Annotated in this window: 28 protein-coding genes; 7 read left to right on the forward strand and 21 right to left on the reverse strand. The window is 36.3% G+C overall.

All coding sequences use genetic code 11. The features are described from left to right. Window positions 1-19 precede the first annotated feature (19 nt). The 7 genes from M1D60_RS18010 to M1D60_RS18040 all read right to left on the reverse strand — a co-directional run bounded on the left by M1D60_RS18010 (window position 20) and on the right by M1D60_RS18040 (window position 7880). Window positions 20-1054 carry a LacI family DNA-binding transcriptional regulator gene (locus M1D60_RS18010; protein ID WP_456276212.1) on the reverse strand — a complete coding sequence of 345 codons (1035 nt, stop codon included), beginning with the start codon at window positions 1052-1054 and terminating at the stop codon, window positions 20-22. Between the two features lie 212 nt (window positions 1055-1266). Continuing rightward, window positions 1267-2613, reverse strand: a complete 1347-nt coding sequence (locus tag M1D60_RS18015; RefSeq protein ID WP_456276213.1) for a GH1 family beta-glucosidase — start codon at window positions 2611-2613, stop codon at window positions 1267-1269. 32 nt (window positions 2614-2645) lie between these two features. After that, on the reverse strand, window positions 2646-3296 hold the full coding sequence (locus M1D60_RS18020) for a YesL family protein (protein WP_456276214.1): 651 nt from the start codon (window positions 3294-3296) through the stop codon (window positions 2646-2648). Window positions 3297-3333: 37 nt separating this feature from the next. After that, complete coding sequence (locus M1D60_RS18025; protein ID WP_456276215.1) at window positions 3334-4176, reverse strand: carbohydrate ABC transporter permease; 843 nt, start codon at window positions 4174-4176, stop codon at window positions 3334-3336. A 13-nt stretch (window positions 4177-4189) separates the two neighbouring features. Beyond that, window positions 4190-5116 carry a carbohydrate ABC transporter permease gene (locus M1D60_RS18030; RefSeq protein WP_456276216.1) on the reverse strand — a complete coding sequence of 309 codons (927 nt, stop codon included), beginning with the start codon at window positions 5114-5116 and terminating at the stop codon, window positions 4190-4192. A 70-nt stretch (window positions 5117-5186) separates the two neighbouring features. Then, window positions 5187-6464: an ABC transporter substrate-binding protein gene (locus M1D60_RS18035; protein WP_456276217.1), complete on the reverse strand. Its 1278-nt coding sequence runs from the start codon at window positions 6462-6464 to the stop codon at window positions 5187-5189. 468 nt (window positions 6465-6932) lie between these two features. Further along, window positions 6933-7880 carry an aldo/keto reductase family protein gene (locus tag M1D60_RS18040; RefSeq protein WP_456276218.1) on the reverse strand — a complete coding sequence of 316 codons (948 nt, stop codon included), beginning with the start codon at window positions 7878-7880 and terminating at the stop codon, window positions 6933-6935. Window positions 7881-8386: 506 nt separating this feature from the next. Between M1D60_RS18040 and M1D60_RS18045 the strand changes: the two genes are divergently transcribed. After that, complete coding sequence (locus tag M1D60_RS18045; protein WP_456276219.1) at window positions 8387-9013, forward strand: 5-bromo-4-chloroindolyl phosphate hydrolysis family protein; 627 nt, start codon at window positions 8387-8389, stop codon at window positions 9011-9013. A gap of 18 nt (window positions 9014-9031) precedes the next feature. Then, window positions 9032-10171, forward strand: a complete 1140-nt coding sequence (locus tag M1D60_RS18050; RefSeq protein ID WP_456276220.1) for a toxic anion resistance protein — start codon at window positions 9032-9034, stop codon at window positions 10169-10171. A gap of 104 nt (window positions 10172-10275) precedes the next feature. Here M1D60_RS18050 and M1D60_RS18055 read toward each other — a convergent pair whose 3' ends face one another. Next, window positions 10276-10905 (reverse strand): YfjL-like protein, encoded by a 630-nt coding sequence (locus M1D60_RS18055; protein ID WP_456276221.1) that lies wholly within the window; start codon window positions 10903-10905, stop codon window positions 10276-10278. Window positions 10906-11140: 235 nt separating this feature from the next. Continuing rightward, window positions 11141-12190 (reverse strand): NAD(P)/FAD-dependent oxidoreductase, encoded by a 1050-nt coding sequence (locus M1D60_RS18060; RefSeq protein ID WP_456276222.1) that lies wholly within the window; start codon window positions 12188-12190, stop codon window positions 11141-11143. A gap of 150 nt (window positions 12191-12340) precedes the next feature. On the opposite strand from M1D60_RS18060, the gene M1D60_RS18065 reads away from it, so the two are divergent. Further along, entirely contained in the window at window positions 12341-13183 is an 843-nt protein-coding gene (locus M1D60_RS18065; protein ID WP_456276223.1) for an ABC transporter ATP-binding protein, read from the forward strand. Window positions 13184-13371: 188 nt separating this feature from the next. Here the strand turns inward: M1D60_RS18065 and M1D60_RS18070 are convergent, their stop codons facing one another. The 5 genes from M1D60_RS18070 to M1D60_RS18090 all read right to left on the reverse strand — a co-directional run bounded on the left by M1D60_RS18070 (window position 13372) and on the right by M1D60_RS18090 (window position 17915). Further along, entirely contained in the window at window positions 13372-13929 is a 558-nt protein-coding gene (locus M1D60_RS18070) for a GNAT family N-acetyltransferase (RefSeq protein ID WP_456276224.1), read from the reverse strand. Between the two features lie 36 nt (window positions 13930-13965). Then, window positions 13966-14973, reverse strand: coding sequence for a serine hydrolase domain-containing protein (locus M1D60_RS18075; RefSeq protein WP_456276225.1), 1008 nt, complete (start codon window positions 14971-14973; stop codon window positions 13966-13968). A gap of 13 nt (window positions 14974-14986) precedes the next feature. After that, entirely contained in the window at window positions 14987-15616 is a 630-nt protein-coding gene (locus tag M1D60_RS18080; RefSeq protein WP_456276226.1) for a TetR/AcrR family transcriptional regulator, read from the reverse strand. 278 nt (window positions 15617-15894) lie between these two features. Further along, entirely contained in the window at window positions 15895-17247 is a 1353-nt protein-coding gene (locus M1D60_RS18085) for a HAMP domain-containing sensor histidine kinase (RefSeq protein ID WP_456276227.1), read from the reverse strand. After that, entirely contained in the window at window positions 17244-17915 is a 672-nt protein-coding gene (locus M1D60_RS18090) for a response regulator transcription factor (protein ID WP_456276228.1), read from the reverse strand. Before M1D60_RS18090 ends, M1D60_RS18085 begins: the two co-directional genes overlap by 4 nt. A 171-nt stretch (window positions 17916-18086) precedes the next feature. Between M1D60_RS18090 and M1D60_RS18095 the strand changes: the two genes are divergently transcribed. From M1D60_RS18095 to M1D60_RS18105, 3 genes are read left to right on the forward strand one after another with little or no spacing between them, the layout of a single operon-like run. Further along, window positions 18087-19016 (forward strand): ABC transporter ATP-binding protein, encoded by a 930-nt coding sequence (locus M1D60_RS18095; protein WP_456276229.1) that lies wholly within the window; start codon window positions 18087-18089, stop codon window positions 19014-19016. Continuing rightward, entirely contained in the window at window positions 18991-19710 is a 720-nt protein-coding gene (locus M1D60_RS18100) for an ABC transporter permease (protein WP_456276230.1), read from the forward strand. Before M1D60_RS18095 ends, M1D60_RS18100 begins: the two co-directional genes overlap by 26 nt. Next, on the forward strand, window positions 19707-20441 hold the full coding sequence (locus tag M1D60_RS18105; RefSeq protein ID WP_456276231.1) for an ABC transporter permease: 735 nt from the start codon (window positions 19707-19709) through the stop codon (window positions 20439-20441). The genes M1D60_RS18100 and M1D60_RS18105 overlap by 4 nt, the downstream gene beginning before the upstream one ends. Window positions 20442-20556: 115 nt before the next feature. Here the strand turns inward: M1D60_RS18105 and M1D60_RS18110 are convergent, their stop codons facing one another. After that, entirely contained in the window at window positions 20557-21105 is a 549-nt protein-coding gene (locus M1D60_RS18110; RefSeq protein WP_456276232.1) for a hypothetical protein, read from the reverse strand. Between the two features lie 459 nt (window positions 21106-21564). After that, a complete protein-coding gene (locus M1D60_RS18115; protein WP_456276233.1) occupies window positions 21565-21774 on the reverse strand; it encodes a hypothetical protein in 210 nt (69 codons plus the stop codon). Window positions 21775-22047: 273 nt separating this feature from the next. Between M1D60_RS18115 and M1D60_RS18120 the strand changes: the two genes are divergently transcribed. After that, window positions 22048-22746, forward strand: coding sequence for a YetF domain-containing protein (locus M1D60_RS18120; RefSeq protein WP_456276234.1), 699 nt, complete (start codon window positions 22048-22050; stop codon window positions 22744-22746). 68 nt (window positions 22747-22814) lie between these two features. On the opposite strand, the gene M1D60_RS18125 is transcribed toward M1D60_RS18120, so the two are convergent. Genes M1D60_RS18125 through M1D60_RS18145 form a run of 5 tightly spaced genes read right to left on the reverse strand, consistent with a single transcriptional unit; the run spans window position 22815 to window position 26781 of the window. Beyond that, a complete protein-coding gene (locus tag M1D60_RS18125) occupies window positions 22815-23870 on the reverse strand; it encodes a redoxin domain-containing protein (RefSeq protein ID WP_456276235.1) in 1056 nt (351 codons plus the stop codon). A gap of 48 nt (window positions 23871-23918) precedes the next feature. Next, window positions 23919-24695 (reverse strand): sulfite exporter TauE/SafE family protein, encoded by a 777-nt coding sequence (locus tag M1D60_RS18130; protein WP_456276236.1) that lies wholly within the window; start codon window positions 24693-24695, stop codon window positions 23919-23921. Between the two features lie 49 nt (window positions 24696-24744). After that, entirely contained in the window at window positions 24745-24972 is a 228-nt protein-coding gene (locus M1D60_RS18135) for a sulfurtransferase TusA family protein (RefSeq protein ID WP_456276237.1), read from the reverse strand. 49 nt (window positions 24973-25021) lie between these two features. Continuing rightward, entirely contained in the window at window positions 25022-26149 is a 1128-nt protein-coding gene (locus tag M1D60_RS18140) for an MBL fold metallo-hydrolase (protein ID WP_456276238.1), read from the reverse strand. Window positions 26150-26205: 56 nt separating this feature from the next. Next, on the reverse strand, window positions 26206-26781 hold the full coding sequence (locus tag M1D60_RS18145; RefSeq protein WP_456276239.1) for a sulfurtransferase TusA family protein: 576 nt from the start codon (window positions 26779-26781) through the stop codon (window positions 26206-26208). Window positions 26782-26820: the final 39 nt, after the last annotated feature.

Consider the following 26820-nt stretch of genomic DNA (forward strand, 5'->3'; position numbering starts at 1 on the left):
AAACTACCATTTAATGATTTTATAAAACCGTTTTTTTACTTCTAACCCCACATGAGTCTCTGACAATTAATTCAGGATCGACTAAAACTGATTTCGGCTCTGTATTTCCATTGATTAAGTCCATTAGCATATACGCTGCAAGTTTTCCTAATTTCTCCTTATCTTGCTTTACCGTTGTAAGCTTTGGATCACTGTATCTACATGCTTCTATATCATCACAGCCAACTAAAGCTATATCCTCAGGGATCTTAAGACCATGCTCCCTAATCGAAGTCATTGCACCCAATGCCATCATATCAGAAGCAGCATACACTGCTTTTGGATAAGGCCTTTTAGCTAATATACGATTCATTGCTTGATACCCACTTTGTTCATGGAAATTCCCGTATTCAATCCAATCCTCATTGATGGAGATACCAAGTTGATTCATAGTCGTGAAGAATCCTTCTGAACGAACCTTTGATATAGGGGAATCCTTTCCTCCGCCAATGTAGGCAATCTCCCTAACGGAGTTTAGATACAAATGTTCTATGACGTTAGATGATACTTTACGGTTATCAGTTTGAACAAAGCTTGACATGGGACCTGTTAGTGGAATATCAACGCCGACACAAGGAATTTCACTTTGATCTAAATCATAGATTGCTGATTCAATTTCCTCACCGGCAATGATTAAACAGCCATCCACATGAAAATGTCTAGCACGCGGAAGATAATCATCCTCTCGCTGTTTGTTGAATCGTTCATTACTAAAGATTAATATATCATAACCCATGACGCCAACTGTCTTCTTAAAAGCATTAATGACTTCATTAAAAAATGGATGATTAAGCTCTACATTAATTTTCCCAGCATAGATTAGTCCAATTAGATTCGATTTTTTTGTGGCTAAAGACTTAGCAGAAAAAGTAGGTTGATAGCCTGTGGACTCAATTACATCCATTACCTTTTCTTTTGTTCGAATACTAATACCGTCATAATTATTTATTATTTTAGAAACGGTGGCCGGTGAAACCCCTGCCATTTTTGCAATATCTCGTATTGTTAATTTCATAGCCAATCCAACTCCTACGCATGGAAAACCAATTATGGAAATTACTGTTTCTTAGGTTTGTATCAATTTTAAAATCTACTTTTAGAATAATCCAATCCTATTAAAATATCTACAAAACCTAACAAAATAGTTGGAGATTCATAGCTTGCAATATATGGGAATACCCCTTTCTGTCTGAAAGGAGTAATACCCAACCATTTTAAATTGGTTCCTTACACCTCAAACCAATTATTACGGATGGTTTGCTTATACCAATGGAAACTATCCTTCTTAATACGTTCAAGTGTACGATAATTGACAAACACAATTCCAAAGCGCTTGCTATATCCTTCTGCCCACTCAAAGTTATCTAAAAGGGACCAAGTAATATAACCTTTAATATTAACTCCTGAATCCATGCTGCGCTTTAAGGCAGTTAAATGTTGCTTCAGATAGTTAGTACGACGGTCATCTCTAACTCGACCATCTAGTCCAGGCTCATCATTGTAGCATGAACCGTTTTCAGTAATATAAATTGGAACCTCTCCGTATTGCTCTGTAATGTAAGTTAATACATTATAGAAACCTTCAGGATAGATGTTCCAGCCAATATCCGTTTTTTCATACCCCATGTCTACTTCTTCAATATCAAGATTACCTGAGTTTTCTTTATATCTAGCCACACTACCTGTATAGTAGTTAATTCCAACAAAGTCAATTGGTTGGTGAATATCTTTCATATCTCCGTCTAAAATTGGAACCGTTACGCCTTTAGTCGCATACCAATCCACTAAGAACTGAGGGTAACTTCCTTTGAATACAGGATCAAAGAACCACTCAACAAATTCCCCTACTCCACGGTGACAAGCATCAATATCCTCTTGCTTATTGCTAAATGGCTCTAACCAAGTAGTATTTGGAGCGAAACCGATTTCGCCTTCAAACCCAAGTTCACGATACTTTTGAACAGAACGACCGTGTGCTACATGTAGATGATGCGCAATATTTACGGCTAATTGCAGGTCTCTATTTCCAGGTGCATGTACACCGATGAAATTAGATAAGAAAGATACACACCAAGGCTCATTAAAAGTAATCCATTTTTTAACCTTGCCATTAAATTCCTTAAACATAACCTCTGCATAATTAACAAAAGCATCAATCGTTTCGCGGTTATCCCAGCCGCCTTTATCTTGTAAAGCTTGGGGTAAGTCCCAGTGATATAGTGTGACCATTGGTTCAATACCATTTGCAAGTAATGCATCCACTAAACGGTGATAGTAATCTAACCCTTCTTGATTTACTTCACCAGTTCCTGTTGGAAAGATTCTTGGCCAAGCAACTGAAAAACGATAGAAATCAATTCCTAAATCCTTCATGATTGCTACATCTTCTTCATAACGATGATAACTATCACAAGCAATTTCACCGCTATCTCCATTTAATACTCGCCCGGGAGTTGCACTAAAAGTATCCCAGATAGAAGGACCACGTCCACCTTCATTAATTGCTCCTTCAATTTGGTAGGAAGCCGTAGCTGTACCCCATTTCATATTTTCAGGAAATTGAATAATTGCCATTTAGTAATACCTCCTCATGTAGTTCAAATCCATCATCTATTTCTTAATTCTTCCAATTTTTTTGTCAATCTATGAAAAATACCATACATAGTAAATGCTAGTAGGCTACCTCCTATTAGTAAAAAGAAAGGAAAATAGTAAACAATGACTAGAGTTAGTAGAATCATCCCAATAAACAAGATCGTAAAGTTCATATGACTAATTGAAAGGAACAATGAATTTTTTAGAGTATGAAAAATCGTTAATTCGTAATGGACTAGTACGAAAAATACGTAGACCGTTGTAAACGCAACAATGATGCCAAAAAAGAATAATAACGCGACAAGTAAGCTTCTTCCTGTGAACTCATTTTGGAACACGATGAATAAATCTAAATATAATATGACAACCGCGAACAACCAAAATAAACCGATGATAAAGCTTTTCTTAAAGTTCTCTTTAAATTGTTGAAAAAAAACATGGAAGATTCCAACATCGAATCCTTCTCTTATCCACTTTCTTACTGTCCCATACATGGCAGTGGTTGCTGGAAAAGCTGTTACAACAGGTAGACACAACAAAAACCACATCACATTTAGAAGAAAGAAGTAACTAAATACAGTTAGGATATGATTAAAGGTATTCTTATGCTGTTCCATGTTGACACCACTCTCTTTTGTTGAATTTAAATAGGAGCTTCTCATTTTCGCTCTCCTAAAATGAGAAGCTATTTAGGACTGCTTACTTAACTGCACCTTCTGTTAAGCTTGCAATAAACATTCTGTTTAGTAACAAGAAGATGATAACAAGTGGCACAGTTGCCCAGAATGTCCCTGATAGGATCATTCCATTATCACGTACATAGTTATCAATTAGTCCTCTTAATGCAACCTGAATAGTATGTGTTTCTTTATCACGTAAAACTACTAAAGGCCATAAGAAGTCGTTCCATACATACATGAACTTAATAATCGCAAGTGTTGCAAATGCCGGAATAATGACTGGTACAGCAATATTCCAGTACACGCGGAAAATCGAACAACCGTCAATCTTAGCAGCATCTACTAGTTCATCTGGAACATTACTACTAATGTATTGTCTCATCCAGAAGATCCCGAATGCATCAATTAAGCCTGGAACAATAATCGCCTTTAAATCATTTAGCCAATCTAGCTTAGTAATGATGATATATTGTGGTATTAAGCCAAGCTGTGGTGGAATCATCATCGTAACAAGAATGAAAACAAACAGAAAGTTTTTACCTTTGAAGTTTAACTTCGCAAATGCAAATCCAGCTAATGAACATAGGAATAAAACACCGATTGTAATAATTGATGAAACGATAAATGAATTCCACATTGCTCCAAAGAAGTCAATTGTATTCATTACATTTGTAAAGTTAGTAACTAACGCATCACCAGGTAAAATTGCTGGTGGAATCCGATTAATCACTTCATTTGAATTCGTTGCCATTACAAACATCCAGTAAAAAGGAAAGATCGATAGGACAGTAGCAATGCCAAGGATTAAATAAAGAAATACTTTAGAAAAAACAATTTGTTTTGAATAACTACCTTTACTCATGCCAAAGCCTCCCTTATCTTCCTAAACGATTCGCAACGAAAACGTTGATCGCAGAAAGTATGATGATAATGAAAAATAGAATAATCGCTGCAGCCGATGCAGTACCAAATGCCATATTTGTAAAGGCTTCACGATATAGATATAGCACCACTGTTAATCCTTCTTCACGGTACGTTCTTCCTACTAGAATTAACGGCTCTGTGAATAACTGCAGGGCACCAATAGTTGAAGTAAATACAGTTAGGATGATAATCGGACGAAGTAACGGAATGGTAATGTACTGAATTTTTTGTCTTGTAGATGCTCCATCAATCGTTGCTGCTTCATATAATTCGTTTGGAATTGCTTGAAGACCAGCCAGATAAATGATGGTGTTATATCCTATCCATCTCCAGAATACCATTGCGGAAATAGCAATCTTTACTCCCCACTCACTTGTTGTCCAAGCATGAGGCTCAAAACCAAACCACCCGATAATAATATTGATCAATCCATATGGTTGGTCATTAAACATGATTCCAAATACGATTGCTACTGCTACTGTTGAGGTAACATAAGGCATAAAGATGGAAACACGAAAAACACTTTTAAATTTAATGATCGCAGAGTTCAATGCATAAGCAAGGATAATCCCAATAATTAACTGAGGTAATGTACCCATAACCCACATAATCATCGTATTGGATAGCGATTTCCAGAAAAGTGGGTCTTCTAGGATCAACTTAAAGTTATTTAATCCTACAAACTCCATTTCTCCAAATCCATTCCACTTTTGAAACCCTAAATAAAAGCTAAATAATATTGGGAATAAACCAAAAATAGCAAATAATATAAAGAACGGTGATATATACAAGTAACCAGAAAGTGCTTCTTTTGCACTTTCACTTAAGGATGACTTCTTTTGGTTCATTGCTTGTGGTGCTGTTTTATTTTCAGCCATGGTTTTTCTCCTTCCATAGAGTACAAGCGGCCTATGAGAATTTCACCATAGACCGCTTGACCATTCATCCTTATTGTCTTCCTAATTGTTGCTCGATACGCTCTACTGCTGCATCCCACTCAGCTTGTGGATCTGCACCAGCAGTTGCAACGTTAGTAAGTGCAGTAACTAACTCAGTGTTAACGATCGCATAGTTTTTACCCATGTATACAGGCTTTACGCTCTTAGCAGCTTCTGCAAAGATTTTAGCAGTTGGTTGACCGCTGAAGTACTCGTCAGTTTGAGCTAAGAAATCTTCATTTTCATATACATCTGGTGTTGAAGGGAATAATCCCATTTCTAAGAACGATCCTAATTGACTTTCTGGTGAAGTTAACCAAGAGATAAAGTCAAATGCTGCTTGTGGATGCTCAGACTCAGCAGGAACTGTTAAGTATGAACCTCCCCAGTTTCCAGCACCTTCAGGAATTGCTGTTAATGACCACTTACCACCAGCATCTGGAGCATTACCTTTTACTACACCAAGCATCCAAGCAGGAGCACCTGGCATCGTAGCGTAAGAACCGTCAGCCATTGCACTACCCCACTCAGGAGTCCAAAGACCGTTTTGACCAATTAAACCTTCTTGAATCATTTTTGTTGTATAGTCGTAAGCTTCTTTTACAGTATCTTCAATAATTAACTCTTCTTGCTCATTGAAATATTGTTGTTCTTGTTGGTCACGAATTGCATTGAATACTAACTCAGGAGCATCAGCAATTGGCTTACCAGTTTTTTCTTTAATAGTTTTTGCTACAGCATAGTAATCTTCCCAAGTGCTAAGTTCAGCAGCAAGTGCTTCTGGGTCAGTTGGTAGACCAGCAGCTTCGATTACATCAGTACGGTAGAACATTGCAGTAGGACCAATATCAGTTGGAAGACCAATTTGGAAATCTCCATCTACGTTTTGAGCTGCTTGCCACTTCCAGTCAAGGTAGTTTCCACCGATTTCTTCTGCACCATATTCATTTAAGTTGTAGAAACGATCTTGTGCTTCTTTAAACTTTTCAATTTGGCTTACTTCGATCATTGCGATATCTGGAGCACCGCTACCAGCAGAGATTGAAGTGAAAAGGTTGTTGTGAACGTCGTTCATTTCACCTTCATTTAATTTGATTGTTACATTCGGGTTTTGCTTTTGATACTCATCAATTAATGCTTGGTAACCAGTTGAACCGAATACCCAAAAATCTAATGTTACTTTCTCATCAGAACCACCTTCAGGTGAAGCTCCTTCATCACCACCACTACAAGCGGCTAAAGTGAATGCCATGATTGCAGTAATGAAAATCGCAAAAAACTTTTTCATGTAAGTACCCCCTAATTTTTTCTTATTATTTACTTTGTTGCTATTTTTATTATGGTAATTGAAGTCAGCTCGCTGACCACATCACCTCCTAAAAATTTTTGTTACCGAAACCGATTTCTGTAATCGCTTTCTTATACCTCAAAAAGTAATTTCTATCTGTAATTCTTAAAGATTTACTACTCTTGAAAACTATCATTCTCTCGGAAAGCGTTTTCGTAACTTCATATTACTCCTTTCAAAATTAAAAATCAACCTATTTTTACATAAAAATTACAAAAAGAGAAATCGGTTTCTAAAAACATTATATTCATCTCGAATTATTATATGTACTGTATAGCTTTCTTTCTCGTAAACAAGCTCTTTCCAAAAGCTTTACTTAGCTATTCAGATTCCGAAAACTCTTTGAAGTCAACTGATTTTCAATTGACTTCAATTCATTTGTTTCCACTATGACTACCTCAAAGCTTATTATTGTAGTATTTCTTCAATCTTATTCACTATATCACTTGAAAGTTTAACACCTGTCGCTTTAGCATTTTCCTCAATTTGTTCTGGCTTACTAGCTCCGACTAATGCACTAGCTACACCTGGATGTCGTAAGATCCATGCCAACGCGAGTTGAGAAAGTGAAATACCTATTTCTTTAGCGAGTCCCTCAAGTTGTTCAACTTTTTCTAACACATCATCTTGTAAGTATGGATTCATAAACATATTTGAATTCGGATCTACCGCGCGACTTCCTTCAGGTAAAGCTTGGCCACGCCTATATTTACCTGTTAAGACACCTTGTGCTAGTGGAGAAAAGACAATTTGACTAATTCCATTCTTCTCACTAGTTGGAAGGACGTCAGTTTCTATGTAACGGTTAAACATATGGTATTGAGGCTGGTTAACCACAATACGGTCCAATAAATAGCGATCAGATGCTCCGAGCCCTTCCACAATTTGAGCAGCAGTCCACTCACTCACCCCTACATAAAGTACCTTTCCCTGACGAACCATATCATCAATAGTGCGTAATGTTTCATCAACAGGTGTTTCTGGATCATAACGATGACAATAATATATATCTACATAGTCCATTTTTAATCGCTTAAGACTTGCATGTAATTGTTCAAATACATGCTTTCTCGATAGGCCTCGATCATTTGGACCCTCTCCCATTGGCCAAAATACTTTTGTTGCAAGGACATAGGATTCACGCGGGTACTTAGCTAAAGCCTCACCTACGATTTTCTCTGCCTCACCTGTGACATAAACATTAGCTGTATCAAACGAATTAATCCCTAGGTCATAGGCACGATCGATTACTTTCGTTGCTGTATCCTTTTCAGTAGAATTGCCGTAAGTTAGCCAACTTCCTAAACTAATCTCACTTACCTTTAATCCTGTTCTACCAAGTTTTCTATACTGCATGGTCACGTCCACCTTTCTATAATTATTTCTTGGATATATTACCATCTTCTTTTAAAGATGTCTTGTTTTTATGACTCTTTTGAAATAGATAGTAGGGTCGCTTTGTAGTCATTTATCTGAATAGATATTAAGTATGTCCTCTTATATACACATAATACCTGCTATTATATAAATGAAAGGTGTCGTCATAATATGGAATAGTTTGTTGTAGGATTAAAACTGTGGTTAGAGATGAGGTATATATTAAATCTAGCTCTTCCATTATCACCCCGTTTTTATTTTTCATTATTAAAGCATGTCCAAAGTAAACTGGTATGGCATTAGGATATTGATATCCCATATCCCTTTTTAATATATATACCATTTTCTTTATCATTTCACGTTATAAACCTACATTAAACGGATAGATTGTATAGAGAAAGCATCGACTGCAACACATTTGAAACCTTTTTTCGATATCACACGTATAACAAGTAGAACGTAAAATATTTAGGAGTCGATAAAATTTGAAAACATTATTATATTTTTTACTTCGTTCTTCCGTTGCAACCTTATCTACTATAATCTTTTGGCTGATTAGCTTCTTCGGATTCGATCAACCTTATCTACTATCAAGTTTGTACGCAATAGGTGGTGGAGTAGCTGTCTACTTTGGAATCAAGTTTATAACTAACCAGAGTCACTTGCGAAAAAACAGGTTAACGAGGAAAGAATATGCTTACATAAAACAAAATTTAGACCAGGCAGCCAAAAAAATTAGCCGATTACGCAAGGCATTATTAAATATTCGTACGGTTTCAGCGATTAAACAAAACTTTGATATTATGCGGGTGGTTAATAGAATTTACTCAATAACCAAGAATGAACCAAGAAGATTTTATTTAATTGAGCAGTTCTATTACTCACATTTAGACTCAATGGTCGAAATTAGTGAAAAATATGCTTTTTTGGCTTCTCAACCAAAGAAAAATCACGAATTATCAACATCACTTCAAGAAACTCAAAGGACGATGGCGAACCTAGCTGAAATCATTGAACAAGATTTACATGATATCCTCGAAAAAGATATCAGCCATCTACAATTTGAGCTAGACGTAGCTAAGTTAAGAATTGATAAGAACAAAAAGTTATAGATAGCGGAGGTACTCATAATGAAATCGAATAATCAACTTGAAGAATTACTTGCCAACCCTTTTGGAGAAGAAGAGCTTGTAGGTGGAAATAATATGACTGAAAATAAAACTAAAAAGCTAATTGATGTTCTTCCAGAAGAAAACAGGCAAAAGGCGATTCAACTTGCCGAACAAATTGATCCAAAAAATCATCAATCCCTTGCATTATACGGCTCACAAGCCCAAACCAAATTGGTGAATTTTTCTCATCATATGCTCGATCATGTCCAAAAGAAGGACACTGGTGAGATTGGCGAAATTATTAGCGATCTCATGAAAAAGCTAGAAAAGGTGAAACCAGATGATTTAAAGCCAGTTAAGAAAAATATGCTTTCACGCATGTTTGGAAAAATTTCAACCTCGGTTCAGGAAGTACTTTCCCAGTATCAAAAAACAGGTGCTCAAATTGACCGAATTAGTGTGAAATTAGACCATTCCAAAAATGATTTACTCCAAGATATTACAGTACTTGAAAAGTTGTATGAAGAAAATAAGGACTATTTCCATGCGTTAAACGTGTATATTGCGGCAGGAGAGTTAAAACTTGAGGAATTAGAAACAAAGACCATTCCTGAATTAAGGAAAAAAGCAGAGGAAACTCAAGACCAAATGGCGTTCCAAGAAGTAAATGATGTGATCCAATTTGCTGAGCGATTACAAAAACGTACACATGATTTAATCCTAAGCAGGCAAATCACAATTCAAAGTGCCCCACAAATCCGATTAATCCAAAGTGCTAACCAAGCACTGGTGGAAAAGATTCAAGCTTCGATTACAACTGCGATCCCACTTTGGAAAAACCAAGTGGCTATTGCTCTCACTTTACTGCGACAAAAGAGTGCAGTGGAAGCACAAAAACTTGTTTCCAAAACAACGAATGACCTATTGTTAAAAAATGCAGAAATGTTGAAGGTTAATACAGTAGAGACAGCCAAGGAGAATGAACGAGGCCTAGTGGATGTTGAAACTTTAAAAAAGGTACAAGACCATTTGGTGTCTACATTAGAAGAAACACTTCGTATACAGGCTGAAGGTCGAGCAAAACGTCTTCAAGCTGAAAATGACTTGGCTATGATGGAAACGGATTTAAAGAAGAAACTTGCGAGAATTGAATCATAACAAACAAATTAGAAAAAGCTCGTTTATCCAAGCAATGGTTTTCGAGCTTTTTTTAATGAAATAAAATTGTAACTAATTACCCGGTCGCAAGGATAAAAAAGATTTCATCCTATCTTTTCAATCATCGTGACATAATCCTGACTTTCTAATTTACTATGACTAACAGAAAGCCGAAAGCTTTCATTTGAAGTTAAATTAGTGAAGTCGATGATTAACTTATTAAGTGATAATCCATTTATTTCACTCCAATTTGTTATTCCCTTCCCCAAGCTAGCTATTTCTTCATTAGTTACATCTTCTCCCGATAACGTAATCCAAATAGTATCTTTTCTGTAAAAATCATCAGTGGTAAAGTTTACGGTACCATTAACTTCATTTACTTGAATAGATAAGCTTGATTCATCCGGTAGATAATTTCTTACCTTTGTATTTAGTTCCTTACTTAGGTTTGTATCTTCAATTGTTTTAAGTCTATCTTGAATGACCAGTTCATTCACGACACCAGCAGACCCTTCTACTTTATAATAAAAGTTATCATAGTTTTTAGCGTATGTACCCTCACCTATTAATAAATTTTCATTTGGATATTCTTGCTTTATATATTCAACAGCTAATTCCTCAGCTTTTGACATATTTAAGGGATTACCGTTTAGCGTTCTAATAGTCGAATAACCAAAATATAAGACCACTAGCAATAGAGCTATTGAAATAAATCCCCATATAATCTTATTCATACGTTTCAACCTCCCTCAATAAAAATCCAATTTCCCCCTTTTATTAGACGTGTTCCTATCCAAAAAGTTTCAAATATTTAATTGGTATTCTATTGAGATCAGATGATATCTTTATCTATCAAAAATAAAGCCAAATATAAAACTGTTTCTATGTTTTAGATTCGGCCGACTGACACTAAACATTTTAACTTGTGTTACATTCGTATTTTCCAATTTAACTTAAACACTGCCTTTTCTATTTCACTAAGTGACGAACCAATTCCTTATTCCTCTTTTTAAAAACTTCATTATGCGAGGACACCATTCCAAATTTATTTGCGTCTGGTTGAATATATAACTTAGCATTATTCACAGCATTAGCCGCATCCTGAAAGGCACCGGCAATAAGATGTAGTTTTCCATCATGCTTTAAAATATCTCCCGCTGCATAGAGTCCAGGAACAGATGATTCACTGGAGGGGTCTCCAAGTATATAGTAATTATCTGCTAGCTCAACTTGTAAGTCGCTATTTTGTAATAGAGATGCATCCTGCTCAAATCCATGATTAATGACAACATCATCGACTGATAGATAGCTAACTTCACCTGTTTCATTATTTGTTAACTCGACCTTCTGAATAATCTCTTGGTTTTCTGACGCAACCAATTTTGTAATGGATGTATTGAACAAACAATCAGCAGTACTATTTAACAATTGAGATATTTGGGCTTCATGACCCGATAAAGTGCCTTTTCGATGTGTTAAATACACTTTTTTAGCGATTGGCTCCAACTCGTTAGCCCAATCAATGGCTGAATTACCTCCACCCGAGATGATTACCGTTCTATCCTTAAAATACTGTAATGATTTTACCGTGTAATGCAGGTTGGATACTTCGAACTTCTCTGCTCCCTCTATATGAAGCTTCTGAGGTTTCAAAATCCCACTACCTACTGCGACAATGACCGTTTTTGAATAATGAACAGCACCAGATGCTGCCTTTAATAGAAATAAACCATCCTCGTTTTTTGAAATAGACGTGATTCGTTCATTCAAAACAACCGTTGGATTAAATGTGAGACCTTGCTCTACTAGTTGCTCGATTAGTTTAGCACCAGGAGTTGGTGTCAACCCACCAACATCCCAAATCATCTTTTCAGGATAAATATGAACTTTCCCCCCTAAATATGGTTGAAATTCTATAATTTTTGTTTTCATTTCTCTTAGTCCACTATAGAAAGCAGAATATAATCCCGCAGGTCCGCCACCAATAATTGTCACATCAAAATTTTCGGCTATATTCAAAATAATCACTCCATTTTTGTGATATGCTAGTAACATGTAATATTTATTGACAATGAATCTCATTATTAATATATTGTTAATGTTATTGTAACTCATGATGATAATGATTATCAATATTAATTACACAATGATCAAATGGAGGCTTTAGTTATGGTTCGCCTTTTAACAAAGGACTTAAATATAGGTTACGATGACCGGTTAATTGTAAAAGATCTTTCTATTGATATTCCAGATAAGAAAGTAACGACAATAATTGGTTCAAATGGCTGTGGAAAATCGACTCTGCTAAAAGCCATGACCAGAATTATTCCTCACCAAGCAGGATCTATTATTCTTGATGGTGCAAGCATCTCAAAAGAAAATACGAAAGTCTTGGCTAAAAAAATGGCAATCCTACCACAGAATCCTGAAAGCTCTAGTGGACTAACGGTTGGAGAAGTCGTCTCATATGGAAGATTCCCCTATCAAAAGGGATTCGGCCGCTTAACCAAAAAGGATATTGAAGTAATCGACTGGGCACTTGAAGTAACAGGAACATCTTTTTTCAAATATCATCCTATAGATGCCCTTTCCGGTGGACAAAGACAACGTGTCTGGATTGCGATGGCACTAGCTCAAGAAACCGAGATGATCTTTCTAGATGAACCGACCACCTATCTCGATATGGCCCATCAACTAGAAATATTAGAGCTTTTACAAAAGTTGAATCGAGAGCAAGAACGGACCATCGTTATGGTTTTACATGATTTAAATCAGGCTGCACGCTTTGCTGATTTTATTATCGCCTTAAAATTCGGTCAAATCATTAAAGCAGGCTCTCCTGAAGAAGTGATTACTAATGATGTATTGAGAGAGGTCTTTCAAATTGATGCACAAATTGGGAAAGATCCAAGAACAAATAAACCAATGTGTATCACATATAACCTTATAAAAGGAGATTCATCGCATAAAAAGATGACTACTCCTGTTTCTTCTTCTATTGCTACTATATAGACTAGCAGTGCGAAGAAGAAACCTAGAGTTAGATGGAAGAGGCTTCTGAAGATAGGAAAAATAATGATCCAGACGATCCGTATGACAGCTTTAATAAGAGCACCAGAACCACCGATTCTACTATAGTAGACTAAGAAATTACATACAACTCCAAGCAGAGCTCATTCTTTTTGCTTGGAGTTGTTATTTTATTTCCATTGACTCTTTTGCAACGTATAATGATGATACATCTCATGTTCTATTTCAACATTGCCAACTCGTTCAAAACCCAGCTTCTGAATAACTTTATTTGAGCTAACATTTTGAAAGAGAGCAATTGCATTTACCGTCTCAACATTTGTACTTTCAAATAAATAACGGATTAAGCCTCTAGCTGCTTTAGTCGTGTACCCTTTATTTCGATGATCTTTTGAAATACCGTAAGTAATTTCCCGATTAGGAGCAGGCAATTCCTCTTTTATTCCAGTCGTACAAAATCCAATTAATTCATTTTTCTCTTTTAAAATAATCCCCAAACGAAGATACATTTGATCATTAATATTGGGTGCCGCTGCAAGAAATTTCTTATTAGAAGGGATTTCATAATTAGTAACCCAATCTAAACGTTGCTCCCTTGTTGATTTAAAATCAGGCAAGAATTCATACACTTCTGGTTGAGAAGTAATTTCATAGATTGCATCTACATCTTCAACCATATATTCTCTAAGAATGATATCTCCACAATCTATAGTAAATATTTTGTTCATAAATCAACCCCCGGTTCTTTTTGTGAATGACATTAGTTACACAACCTTTTGCCAGAAAGGAAGCTTGTGTTCAAAAAGGATAGAAGCTACCTCACGCGATATAAATGTACCTCCCATATCCTTTATCATCAATTTTTTATAACCTACTAGGTTATTACTTAGAACAACAATCGTCAGATCCTCATCCATATAGCGTTCCAAATGACTTGTATATCCACCTGGGTGACTTCCCCCATGTGAAGTACTTTGACGCCCCATTAAATTTTTTAGAAACCAACTATAACCAAACGTAATAAAACGCCCTTGATAAGATGGTTTCTCCATTAAGCGAATAGATTCATTGGTTAGTAATGTATTTGTTTTAAGCGCTCGATCAAACTTATGAACATCACTAACTGTTGTAACAACTTCACCACATGCAAACAAGAGAGATGGATCAACAACTGGACCTTTCTTATTGTTTACATAGTTTAAGGCATATCCCTCAATTTCCTCTCTAATAAAACTACTGTCTGTCATGTCGGCAGGTAGAAAAATATGCTTCTTAACATATTGTGCATATTCTAGACCCGTAACCTTTTCAATAATAAGCCCAAGCATAAGAAAACCGGTATTACAATAAGCAGCCTTTTTACCTGGTGAAAAGCTTAATTCCTCCTGTTCCACAATATGAAGAAGCTGCTCTGGTGTATAAGCTTGTTCCCATTTAAGCTTTTTTCTCAGCATCAAATAATTCACAATTCCTGATGTGTGATTTAGTAGATGATGAAGCGTAATTCCTTTGCCACGATAATAAGGGAAAAATTCTTCTAATGATTGTTCTAAGGTGAGCAATCCTTTTTCAACCAATTGCAAAATACAGATTGCTGTAATCGGTTTACTGATCATCGAACCTACAAAGAATTTAGTCTGTGGTGTGTTTTTTATACTCTTTTCTCGATCACTCCATCCAAATGCTTGTTCATACATCACTTTATTTTGTTGCGTTATGGAAACAACACCAGAAAATTTGTTTCCAAGTAAATATTCATCTATTTTTTTCAAATTCCTTCACTCTTCAATAATCCTTAATCATTACGTTCTCAAGGAAAAAATCAAGATGCTCTTTCATTTTGTTTTCTATTTCAGTTGTATCTTTATCATCGAATCTTAACATGTTATATTCGGCGATCATTGAGAACATTGGATATTGATACTCAGCAGCTAATAATGAAGGTTTTAATGGTTTAATCTTCCCTTGCTCAATCAACTTCTCAAAGACCCTCTCTAAAAATTCAAGTGTCTTTTTAATAATGTCCTGTAGAAAAATTTCTCTAGCAAAAGAATTTCGGTAATGTTCAATATAAATAATTCGCCACAGCTTTTCGTTAATGGGTTGATCGATATGCTCTTTAAATCGCTCGAATCCCCTTTCAAAAAACTGCTGGGTACTTGATACCTTAAGAATGGTCTCTAGCATTTCAATTGGTGGCAAAGTCTTTGCAAATTCTTCCTGAAATAAAGTGAAAATAGAGGTAATGATCTCTTCTTTATTTTTGAAATGATTGTATAAAGAGCTCTCCTTTATTCCGACACCTCTTGTAATTTCTCGAATGGACACACCGCTATACCCTTGCTGTGAAAATAAATCTATTGCTACATCTAAAATTTTATCTCTTGTTGGTCTAGTATCGCGTTTGTTATTCATTTGCTACTTTATAGCTCCCTTCTAGTTTTTTAATGTTTGAATAAGGTAACACCTTCTGTATCATAAAAACATTAAATCGTTTTGCTTAATTAATTTTGACCTCCAACCACATACGCAACTAACAACCGTTAGTGCAATTTGATTATAACTAACGACCGTTAGTATAGCAATACCTAATTTGTAATTTTATTCCATAAAAAATAAGACAGGTTTTCCTGTCTTACGTTCTTATAGCTAAGCCCTTTCGAACAAAACCACATTCAAAATGAAAACAGCCTCTATTTAAGTGATGGTGAAAATATCATCTTCGTACCATGTTCATTAGAATCAATTTTCCAGTTCATGTTCATCTCCTTTATCATCATCGAGATAATCGTTAATCCAATACCAGTCCCTTTGTTTTCTCCAGCTGTTGAGTGCATTCCTTGTCCACGATCTTCAAATATGAGCTGTCCCTCATGAATAACAACTTTTACATATTTACCAACACTCGCATACCTTATTACATTTTGAAGAATATTATCGACAATTCTTTTCATCCACTTTTCATCCACTTCCCAGTATATTGGTTCTTCAGGCAAATCAATATCCACCTCAAAGCCCTCTTCCTCAAAAACAGAATACCAAGTAGCAAGATGTGTTCGTAATAGCCGAGTGATATTCACCTGTTGTGGATGATATGGATATTTGCCAGAAGTCAAAAGAGTATAGGACAATAGGTTTTCAATTAAATCGGCAATGTAACTAATTTTGTCATCCATTATTTCAATTAATTCCGTTGACTTTGTAGTTTGGGTTTCCTTTTTTAAACTATAAAGATTTCCCCGAAGAACTGTCAAAGGTGTTCGTAAATCATGTGAAAGATTGGCAATGAGCTCCTGTCTTAGCTTCAGCTCTTTCTGTTCTTTTTCTCTACTCTCCTGTAATGCAACAACCATTTCATTAAATGATTGTTCTAATTCGCCAATTTCATCACTCTTCGAGATCTCAATCAGTTCAGGTATGGAAGAGTCACTCGGAATTTCCATTGCTTTCTGTAAACGAACAAGACGCTTCCTGATTCCTCTAAAATATAGCCATGAAATGAGAAGAAAAATGATGAGTAATGTTAGGGCCACAATATAATAGAGATACCCATATCGATCTTGAAACTTGACCATGGGTGGGTCTAAATATTCTCTTGGCATTTGTAACACCATAAATCCTTGTGACTCATCTTGACCGATAAAAGCTACAACTGTAAAAGGATCAGCATCATAGCTTCTTTTCATAAACGAAATACTATCTTGTGCTGTCCAGTTCTTAGAAATATCACCTATAGGGGAAAGTGCTTCCTGCAAGAGACCCTGTTCATTTACCCAAAACATCCCGGCTTCCTTATACTCGCTCTTCAATTGCTGCAGCACGTGATTAATTTCTTCTATTCCTGCTCCAGCCAATTCACTAGCCTCATGATGCCACATGTCTTCCAGCTCCTCAGAATTGTAAAAATGATTATACGTTTCTGGATTCGTATAAAAGAATGGAAGGAAAACAGCCATCGATACGACCGTAAGAAAGAAAGGGACCGCTAAAAGTGCACCGATAATTAAGAACAAATATTTAGTCTGAAGTGATAAGTTTAATTTCATCCTTTCACCCTGTATCCAATTCCGCGAATCGTTTCAATAATCGCTGGGTTACTTGGGTCCACTTCAATTTTCTCACGTAGATGCCGAATATGAACCATTAAGGACTTATCTCCATCTATATACGATTCGTTCCAAATATTTTCATAGATTTGTTCCTTTGTTAGAATCTGATTTAAATGTCTTAGAAAATAGAAGAATATGTAATGCTGTTTTCCAGTCAGTATGATTTCTGTATTCGTCCTACTATCTACTATTAAGTTTTGCTCAAGATTGACCTCTAAATGAAGAAGTCGAACTGTTTTCTCTTGCAATCGATTGTAACGTCTTAATAACACCTCTATCCGAGCGAGAATTTCCTTTGGATGAAATGGCTTTGTGACATAATCATCTGCAAATGTTAACCCATATACCTTATCTTCAACAGCTGTTCTAGCTGATAACATTAAGATCGGTACTTCTGGGTATTCACGTTTAAAGCGCTGTCCCAAGGTAAAGCCATCCAAACCCGGAAGCATCACATCAAGGATGATGACATCCGTTCTTTCCATATAACGCGAAACATTTTCTCCTGAAGTTAACCAGTTCACCTCATAGCCTTGGCTTTCTAATTCTTCCTTTACCCATTGACCTATTTCACGTTCATCCTCTATATATAAAATACTTTTCATCTACTTCACTCCATTTACGTTTCTACCATCCTATCGTAATCCATTCTTCCTTGTTTTGGAATGTTAATTACCATTATTAACCTAAAACACAGCTGAATTTAAACAAAACTTAAACTTGGTTATCCTTTGATTTAACCTTTACTGTCTAGAATGATTATTGAGGTGATAAACATGAATGGTTTCATTGAAACGAAAAATCTGACAAAAAAGTATGATAAACAGTTTGTCGTCAATACCATCAACTTAAAAATTGAAAAAGGCCAAATCTATGGATTCCTTGGTCCCAATGGTGCTGGAAAAACGACTACCATCCGGATGTTGTTAGGACTCATTCAACCAACCTATGGAGATATCAGTTATTACGGCAACAGCTTTAAGAAAAACAAGATTGATATTTTGAGAAAAGTAGGGTCTCTAGTTGAGTCTCCTTCCTATTACGGCCACTTAAATGCAACGGAAAATCTAGAAGTGTATCGAAAAATTCTTGGAGTTCACAAAGCTAGAATTGCTGAAATCCTTGAAGTCGTAGGACTAGCTCACGCGGCGAAAAAGAAAGTAAAAGAGTTCTCTCTTGGAATGAAGCAACGTCTAGGGATTGCAACAGCGTTGCTTGGAGACCCTGAAATTCTAATTCTAGATGAACCTACAAATGGATTAGATCCTTCTGGTATCCATGAGATACGAAACTTGATTAAACAGCTAGCTTCCGAGAAAGGATTAACCATTATTGTCTCTAGTCATTTATTAAGTGAAATAGATCAAATGGCTTCTCATGTAGGCATTATTTCAAAAGGTGAATTAATTTTTCAAGACTCTATTGAAGTACTTCGACAAAAGGCAAGAAGCTCTATTCGTTTAGAAGTTGGTCAACCACGAGTAGCATGGAACCTAATACTTGCAAAAGGTGTGGAATGTGAACAGAAGGATCACTCAATTTATTTACACAATATAGATGACGCGGACGTTGCTCTAGTCGTCGAGTCACTTGTCAAAAACCAAGTGCCTATTTACCGGGTAGAAGGTCACAAATCTTCTTTAGAAGATATCTTCCTAAAGCTGATTGAGGAGGATCAATATGTTAAGTCGTCTACTAGCAGCTGAATTTCTAAAAGTAAAACGTAAATGGGCTTGGTTTCTCATTTTCCTTGGTCCGTTTGGAGTAATAGCTCTTCAAGCCGTAAATTTTGGCGTTCGATACGACTATTTAACGAATCAATATAAAGATGACCTTTGGGGTGGCTTACTCAATAACGTCCAAGCTTTTACACCGGCCGTATTAATCATGGGCATGGCTATTATTACATCAATCGTTGCCCAAACCGATCACGAAAATCGTTCTTGGAAGCACCTTCTGTCCTTACCAATAAACAAATACACTTTACTTCTAGCAAAATTCTTCCTTAGTGTTTTAATGCTAGGTGTTTCAAGTATCCTATTAGCTATCGGTACGGTCATCCTTGGTATTGCCTTGAAATTCGGAGTAAATACCGTTCCATTTATAGAGATTGTGAAAATAGCATTCTATCCTTACCTAGCAGCCCTTCCGATTCTAGCTGTCCAGCTCTGGATTGCCGTCATTTATAGTCACCAAGGAGTAGCGATTACAGTTGGAATCCTTGGAGCGATGTTCTCAACCTACTCATTTAAGATGCCAGATTGGGTCATATGGAAATGGCCTTCATTAATGAATCAATGGGAGACACCTATTTATAGTGTATACTTTGGCATTATGACAGCAATCGTTATTTTCCTTGTCTCCTCGCTCCACTTTAATATAAGGGATGTGGAAGAATGACCATGTTTAGTAGACTTTTTCAGGCAGAATTCCTGAAAATCAGAAAAACCAAAATCTATCAATTATTATTATTAAGTCCCATCCTTTGCAGCTTCGTTGCTTTTGGTGGAGGTTTTCAGGGGGCATCTGAGAATGAATGGCTCGATTCTTATTATGGGATGGTTTTCACTCATGGTACTCTATTTCTGCCGATGATTACCGGAATTTTTGCGAGTTACTTATGTCGATATGAACATCTAGATGGAGGCTGGAAGCAGATGCTAACCTTGCCCATCCCTCGAACATATCTCTACTTTGCTAAATTTTCAATGATTATGGGACTGATTGCAATCATGCAATTACTTATGATTCCTGGACTCTTCCTTGCAGGAACCATAAAAGGTATGTCAGATCCATTCCCATTAACTGTGGTATTAATAAGTTTAACAGGTGGATGGATTGCAACCTTCCCACTTGTTGCCTTACAGCTATGGGTTTCAACTGCATGGAAAAGCTTTGCCGCACCTATGGCAATTAATGTGATCTTGACGTTTCCAAGTATCCTTGCTGCTAATTCTGAAAAATACGGACCTTTTTACCCATGGGCCCAGCCATTCTTAGGAATGATTCCGCTAGAGGGACCTGATAGTATGTTCTTTTTTAGTGTACAAACCTTAATCTTTGTCATTTGTGGAAGCTTTCTACTGTTTTTTTTAGGTGGGTTGAGGATGTTTATGAGAAGGATTTACTAAAGAAAAACCATCGTGTACATACTTCTCACAAGTTCACGATGGTTTCTTTTTTTGAAGGAAGCCTTTCCTAATCCTGGTGTAATTCTGTAGGATACCTTTAGATTCTATATGACTATTAAGCTTTTTTTGCTTCTTCTTTCTTCCTAGTAGGAAATAGAAAATAACTAATCGAAATCAGGAAATCAATTCCTAGGATCATAGACCATACTCGCAATGTATCCGTTAGGCTCTCGGTATCTGTAGAATTTCTTAAGAAATAACTCAATCCAACTATGATCGATGCACCAATCATATAGGCTAAAAGATGTTTGATAAATCCTTGAATCTCTTTTTTTCCACGTTCAATGCCATATAGCTTTGCTGGTCGGTTATCAATCTTTAAGAAATAGTATTGAAATCTTATATCTGCCCACTTAATCATTTGTTTACCAAAAGCAATCGATACCCCAATATAGATTGCTGCAAGTGCATGGACTGTCGTTGCCTTTACTCCGCTTTTCAAATCAAAGAAAGTAAATAGTAATAGCATTACATCGATGAGCGGTGTTGCCGCCAATAGCCAAATACTAATCTTCTCTTTTTTGAAGATGTACCTTGTAATAAGTCCAAGTAAAATAAAAATCCAAAAACATATTTCTGCTAAAACGATTAAGAAAGTAATCAATGTTCACGTTCTCCTTATATTCAATTCATTATTTATTTCTCATCTAAAGCTAATTGAAGCAAAATCTATAAGTATCTTATTCTTCTTTTTACAGTTAATTCCTTCTTTACTCACTTAAGTAGCCTTTTGAACAAATGTATTAGTGGCATTTCTTCTCCCTTAAAGAAAAGGCTCTATAAAAGTTTGTTGTTGATTTCCGTTCCAGGACACTCGCTTTCCGCACTTGCACAGGATGTGCTGGCTTCTGCGTTGCTCACAGGACGTGAGCGACCTTAGCAGAAGTTCCTCTAAGCCTCCTCGGCGCAAACGCCTGAGGGGTCTCCTTCACCACGCTTCTCCCGCAGGAGTCTCGCATCCTTCCACTTCAATCAACTCTGCTAAAAATCAACACTGTACTTTAACACAGCTAAAGAAAAAAAACAGTGCCAATTTCAACTCAATTGAAATTGGCACTATTTTTTATCGCGATGCTTTGGGTGGTTGGCAGACATCACATTTACGTTGGTTGTTATTTTTAAATTTCGTAAATGTCTTTTCAAAATTGCTCCCACACGCACATTTGAATAATAGCTTTTGTGAAAAACCGTGGTACTCAGTTGTCAGCAATTTGCTTTCCGAATTGTTCTCCACAAATTCTCTAATTTTACCGATTGTCCATTTTTTGTTCATTTTTATTTTACACCTCTATACGTTGATCTCTATAGGCGGAGGTTACTTGGCATCCATCCAATATGAGTATTAATCTTCACGACCTAATTTTCTCATAATAACATAAGCTTGCACACAATTACTATTTTGTTTTTGATATGAACAACTTTACAAATAATGGAATACAAAGTTCTTTTATAGAGCAAATTAAAAACGATTACGTAAGGAAACTCTATTTTTAGCATTGAATATCTATAGTAACGAACCCAAAAACAATAAAGGATGAATGTCAAATTGGAAACCCCTGAACTTTTACTTAGAATTTCAATTGGTTTTGTCGTCTTATTTATACTAGCAAGAACGATGGGAAGAAAAGAGGTTAGTCAAGTTACCTTTTTCAACTTTGTTTCAGCCATTGCCATTGGTTCGATTGCAGCAAATCTTGTTGTTAACAATAATTTAAGTGTCCAAAACGGGGTTATTGCCTTAGTGGGTTGGACCATCTTCACACTAGCCATGTCCATTATTAATATAAAGTCAAAAGAGGCCCGAAAATTCACAAATGGTGAACCTTTAGTAGTCATTAAAGAAGGAAAAATCATCGAAAACTCCCTTAAGAAAACCAGACTTGATTTGGATTCCTTAAATGCCTTACTTAGACAAAAGAATGTTTTTTCAATGGCTGATGTTGATTTTGCTATCTTAGAAACAAGCGGTAAACTTTCAGTCATGAAAAAAGAACCAAAACAATTCTTAACAAAAAGTGATATGAATATTGTAAGTAAGAAAACGAAAATTTTCCCCATAGCAACAGAGCTAGTATTGGACGGAAAAATCATTTCACAAAACCTGACAAAGCTAAGGTTAAATGAAGAGTGGTTAGATCAACAATTAAAGAATTCTGGTGTTAAGTCCGTTTCAGACGTTTTTTACGCAGAAGTCCAACAGGATGGATCACTTTATGTGGATAGTAAAACTAATTTTTTACATTAACTTTCTAAAAAGGTACTGCTAGATTAGACTAAAGTCTATCATGGCAGTACCCAGTAAAAACAAGCCAACTATTCCATATGATCAACTAGCTCCTCCATCATTTCAGTATTCATAGGACCGATTATCTTTTTTCTAATAATCCCCTCCCGGTCAATGAAATAGGTAGTCGGGATGGTGATTGCCTGATAGGTTTTATTGGTTGCACCTTTTTGATCTAGTAATATAGGAAAGGTTACACCATACTCATTCACAAACTCTTCTATTGATGCGATATTTTTCTCTGAATTGGTTAGATTAACTGCTAGAATTTCAACCTCATCATCTATATGCTTTTCATAAAAGTCTTGCATATGTGGCATCTCAGCCTTGCATGGTGGACACCAAGTGGCCCAAAAATTTAGGATGATCTTTTTTCCCTTTAAATCAGATAGATTTATGACTTCTCCAGTTAACGTCTCCAGTTGAAAATCAGGGGCTTTATTTCCTTCTTGAAGGCCTATTTTTGTTTCCTCATCATTCTGTACTACTTCATTAACTTGAAATAGCTCACTACTTGATTCAATTAGGTCTCCCCCAAAAAGTCCAACCATACCTAGTATAATACCAATAGCAATAGTTCCTTTAGGAGAAAATCTCCCTTTTTTATAAAAAAATAAGAGTAGAATACCAATTGAAAATAAAGCTAAAAAAAGATGGTAGACTACAGAATGATTTATTAAAAATACGGCCAACAGGTGATATCCACCTAGTACCACTATAAAAAATAGAAAACCAGTTTGCCATATGATGTGTTGTTGATCTTTCATTTGTTTTGATTTCCACAAGAAGTAAAGCACTGCAACGATAATCGCTAAAATCAAACCGTCTTGCCCACCTGTAAAGTATAGAAGTGAAAGAGGACTTCTGATGACAAGTGCTGGCTGTAACACCAATAAACTAAGTTTCCAACTAATAAATCCAAGAAACACTGTATTGGTCACCAAATCAAAAATAGTTTTAAAGATCTCTTTCTCTTGAGTAAATCTCAAATGTAGATTAATAAGAATTAATCCTAGTATTATGGACACGCCAAGTAAAAACCATTTTAATAATATACTCAATGAACCAATCTGGATAATTTCCATAGTACCTCCAAGGTTAAAGAAATAATAAGCTAAACTTTAGCTGTTTACTCATAGAATATCTATCCAGATTTTCACAGCCGTTATAGCTATTATAACGGCCAAAAGTACCTGAAGCACTTTAGTATTGATTTTCTTTCCCGCTATTGCTCCTAAAGGAGAGGCAATCAGACTTGAGATAATCATGATGGAAGCTGGGAAGTACTCAATCTGCCCAGTTGTAATTTTACCAACAGTTGCCCCGATGGAGGAAATAAAGGTAATCGCTAATGAAGAAGCGATGGTCATACGAGTCGGAATCTTTAGCACAACTAACATGATTGGCACTAATAGAAATGCCCCCGCTGCTCCTACAATCCCTGCTCCCGTACCAACAATAAGTGCAAGAACGGCAGCTAGGACTTTATTGAACTTCACCTGTTCTAACGGGATATCGTCAATTCCCTTTTTAGGGATAAACATCATTACGGCGGCAATCAATGCTAACACTCCATAAATAAGATTAATTCCACCCTCTGACATAAACTTAGAACCATACCCTCCGATAAAACTACCTATTAGTATACTAGCTCCCATATAAGTAATTAGTTCCTTATTTAAGTACCCACCTTTTCGATATGCCCACACCCCACCTATTGTCGCAAAAAACACTTGGATGGCACTAATACCCGATACTTCATGTGCACTAAATGCCACCAACCCAAACATTGGTGGTATATATAACAGCATCGGATACTTGATAATGGAGCCACCAATCCCTAGCATCCCTGATAGGTAAGAACCAATAAACCCAATTAAAAAGATGGTGATAATAAATGTAATATCCATGATTTTACCTCCATTTATGGAAAAGGGAACCTGGACCGGTTCCCTTTTTTTACGCTTTTTTAATCCAAAACTTTAATACATCGTTTTCCTCTTCATGCTTTAAGAACTCGTGTCCACCTGATTTAGCCCATGCCATCAAATCATTTTTTGCTCCATTATCCGTGGCATGGATTTCAAGAATCTGACCAGATTCTAGCTCGTTGATTGCTTTCTTTGTTTTTACAATGGGCATTGGGCACGCTAATCCTTTTGCGTCTAAGATCTTTGTTACTTCCATTCTAGTAACCTCCTAAATTTATTCTTTGCTGATGGTGATGGACTTTTCGTTATCTTACTGCACAACGATTTGGTCCAATTTCCATTTCACGTTGCTTTTCTTCATCCGGGTTAATTTTGCCCATATTCGTCTCACGAATTTCTTGGTATGCATTGGGTTGTGGTGGCAAGTTTTCTGTCACGAGCTTTCTAAATTCTTCATCATCTTCAATATTTAAACCATGATTATTTGTGAATAATACGCCTAGTTGTTCAGAAACACTTCCATCTTCATTTAACTCATCAATCATCATAAAGTGAGCAGGAAGAACGATTAGATCCCGAGACAGTTCTCTATAACGTGAATATAAACTCTCTCTTAAGTCGGTTACCCAATCCTCTGCCATTCCAGCAAGATCTGGTCTTCCAATGGAATCAATAAAAAGGATATCTCCTGAAAGCAAGAACTTTTCATCAACAACAAATGAAGTTGAACCAATTGTATGCCCCGGAGAATACAAAGCATGAATATCAATTGCGGTATTTCCGATAGTCACCACGTTACCCCCCTCTAATGCTTTATACTCAAATGTCACTTCTACAGCATCCTTTGGTGGTAACCAGTAAGCGGCATTCGTTTTCTCAGCAATCTTCCTTCCACCTGAAATATGATCAGCATGAAGATGAGTATCAAACACATGCGTAATGTTGACCCCTAGTGAATCAGCGAAATCCAGGTATACATCAGTCATTCTTGTTGCATCAATCAGCGCAGCTTCTCCATTTGAAACGACCATATAAGATAAACAGCCCTTCCCAATACGGACAAATTGATAAAGCTCTCCTCCATCCTTCAGTTCCCCAACCTTAACAGGCTCCAAATACTCACTCCAGGTTCTCATTCCGCCTTCTAAATATGACGCCGATAACCCCTGTTCTGATAACATTTCAGCTACCATGAGGGAAGAACCTTCTTTTGCACAAACAACTAAAATCTCTTTGTCTGTTGGGATTTCATCTAAGATCTCTTCTACTCCGTCTAATAGCTCAAAATAAGGAATGTTATAGTGTTTGAACTTTTCACCTTCAATTTTCCAATCTTGAAAATCACCTTCGTTTCGAACATCTAAAATAAATAACTCCTCTTTATTAACTACTTTTTTAGCTACTTCTTTTGCATTCATTAGTTTGACAGTCATTACATTTACCCCCCTAGGTATAAAAATGATTAAAAAAATTTGCTTTGGTTTAAACGTTATTTAGCTATACAATCTGTTTCACCAGTCCAAGCACCCATACCTGGAACCACATTCACTACTTGGCCGAAGCCTTTTTCAGATAATTGCTGTGCAGCTAGATCACTTCTATTTCCAGTACGACAAACAATAAAAAGTGGCACGTCTTTATTTAATTCCCCGATTCGTTCCTCTAGCTCCCCCAAAGGAATAGAAATCGCACCTGGAATATGATTAAACGCATATTCAGCTGCTTCCCTTACATCTAACACGACAATGTTTTCAGCATCAGCAAGCTTTTTTTCTAGTTCTTCATTGTTAATAACATTTGAATGCTTTCGTTCAATAGCTTCATCAGTCGAAGATTTTCTTAGATAATGCTTTAAAACTTCCCCATCAAGAAGAGTTCCTAAATACTGATGACCAGCACTCTTAGCCCAAGCTTGAATATCTGCCTTCGAACCCTTATCTGTAGCCTGCACCTCCAGAACCTGACCTGCCAATAAATTATTCATTGCCTTTTTGGTTTTTACGATTGGCATTGGGCAAGCTAGACCTTTTGCATCCAAAATTTGATTGGTTTTCACTGTTTCCATTAATCCTACCTCCATTTTTACCCCTCTGGGTATCATTAT

It is taken from the genome of Bacillus sp. AK128 (genome assembly GCF_053903075.1).

Excerpts from the sequence above, each read along its gene's own strand:
- M1D60_RS18010 (WP_456276212.1), bottom strand. The coding sequence starts at position 1,054 with ATGAAATTAACAATACGAGATATTGCAAAAATGGCAGGGGTTTCACCG.
- M1D60_RS18015 (WP_456276213.1), bottom strand. The coding sequence starts at position 2,613 with ATGGCAATTATTCAATTTCCTGAAAATATGAAATGGGGTACAGCTACG.
- M1D60_RS18020 (WP_456276214.1), bottom strand. The coding sequence starts at position 3,296 with ATGAGAAGCTCCTATTTAAATTCAACAAAAGAGAGTGGTGTCAACATG.
- M1D60_RS18025 (WP_456276215.1), bottom strand. The coding sequence starts at position 4,176 with ATGAGTAAAGGTAGTTATTCAAAACAAATTGTTTTTTCTAAAGTATTT.
- M1D60_RS18030 (WP_456276216.1), bottom strand. The coding sequence starts at position 5,116 with ATGGCTGAAAATAAAACAGCACCACAAGCAATGAACCAAAAGAAGTCA.
- M1D60_RS18035 (WP_456276217.1), bottom strand. The coding sequence starts at position 6,464 with ATGAAAAAGTTTTTTGCGATTTTCATTACTGCAATCATGGCATTCACT.
- M1D60_RS18040 (WP_456276218.1), bottom strand. The coding sequence starts at position 7,880 with ATGCAGTATAGAAAACTTGGTAGAACAGGATTAAAGGTAAGTGAGATT.
- M1D60_RS18050 (WP_456276220.1), top strand. The coding sequence starts at position 9,032 with ATGAAATCGAATAATCAACTTGAAGAATTACTTGCCAACCCTTTTGGA.
- M1D60_RS18055 (WP_456276221.1), bottom strand. The coding sequence starts at position 10,905 with ATGAATAAGATTATATGGGGATTTATTTCAATAGCTCTATTGCTAGTG.
- M1D60_RS18065 (WP_456276223.1), top strand. The coding sequence starts at position 12,341 with ATGGTTCGCCTTTTAACAAAGGACTTAAATATAGGTTACGATGACCGG.
- M1D60_RS18070 (WP_456276224.1), bottom strand. The coding sequence starts at position 13,929 with ATGAACAAAATATTTACTATAGATTGTGGAGATATCATTCTTAGAGAA.
- M1D60_RS18080 (WP_456276226.1), bottom strand. The coding sequence starts at position 15,616 with ATGAATAACAAACGCGATACTAGACCAACAAGAGATAAAATTTTAGAT.
- M1D60_RS18085 (WP_456276227.1), bottom strand. The coding sequence starts at position 17,247 with ATGAAATTAAACTTATCACTTCAGACTAAATATTTGTTCTTAATTATC.
- M1D60_RS18090 (WP_456276228.1), bottom strand. The coding sequence starts at position 17,915 with ATGAAAAGTATTTTATATATAGAGGATGAACGTGAAATAGGTCAATGG.
- M1D60_RS18095 (WP_456276229.1), top strand. The coding sequence starts at position 18,087 with ATGAATGGTTTCATTGAAACGAAAAATCTGACAAAAAAGTATGATAAA.
- M1D60_RS18100 (WP_456276230.1), top strand. The coding sequence starts at position 18,991 with ATGTTAAGTCGTCTACTAGCAGCTGAATTTCTAAAAGTAAAACGTAAA.
- M1D60_RS18105 (WP_456276231.1), top strand. The coding sequence starts at position 19,707 with ATGACCATGTTTAGTAGACTTTTTCAGGCAGAATTCCTGAAAATCAGA.
- M1D60_RS18115 (WP_456276233.1), bottom strand. The coding sequence starts at position 21,774 with ATGAACAAAAAATGGACAATCGGTAAAATTAGAGAATTTGTGGAGAAC.
- M1D60_RS18125 (WP_456276235.1), bottom strand. The coding sequence starts at position 23,870 with ATGGAAATTATCCAGATTGGTTCATTGAGTATATTATTAAAATGGTTT.
- M1D60_RS18130 (WP_456276236.1), bottom strand. The coding sequence starts at position 24,695 with ATGGATATTACATTTATTATCACCATCTTTTTAATTGGGTTTATTGGT.
- M1D60_RS18135 (WP_456276237.1), bottom strand. The coding sequence starts at position 24,972 with ATGGAAGTAACAAAGATCTTAGACGCAAAAGGATTAGCGTGCCCAATG.
- M1D60_RS18140 (WP_456276238.1), bottom strand. The coding sequence starts at position 26,149 with ATGACTGTCAAACTAATGAATGCAAAAGAAGTAGCTAAAAAAGTAGTT.
- M1D60_RS18145 (WP_456276239.1), bottom strand. The coding sequence starts at position 26,781 with ATGGAAACAGTGAAAACCAATCAAATTTTGGATGCAAAAGGTCTAGCT.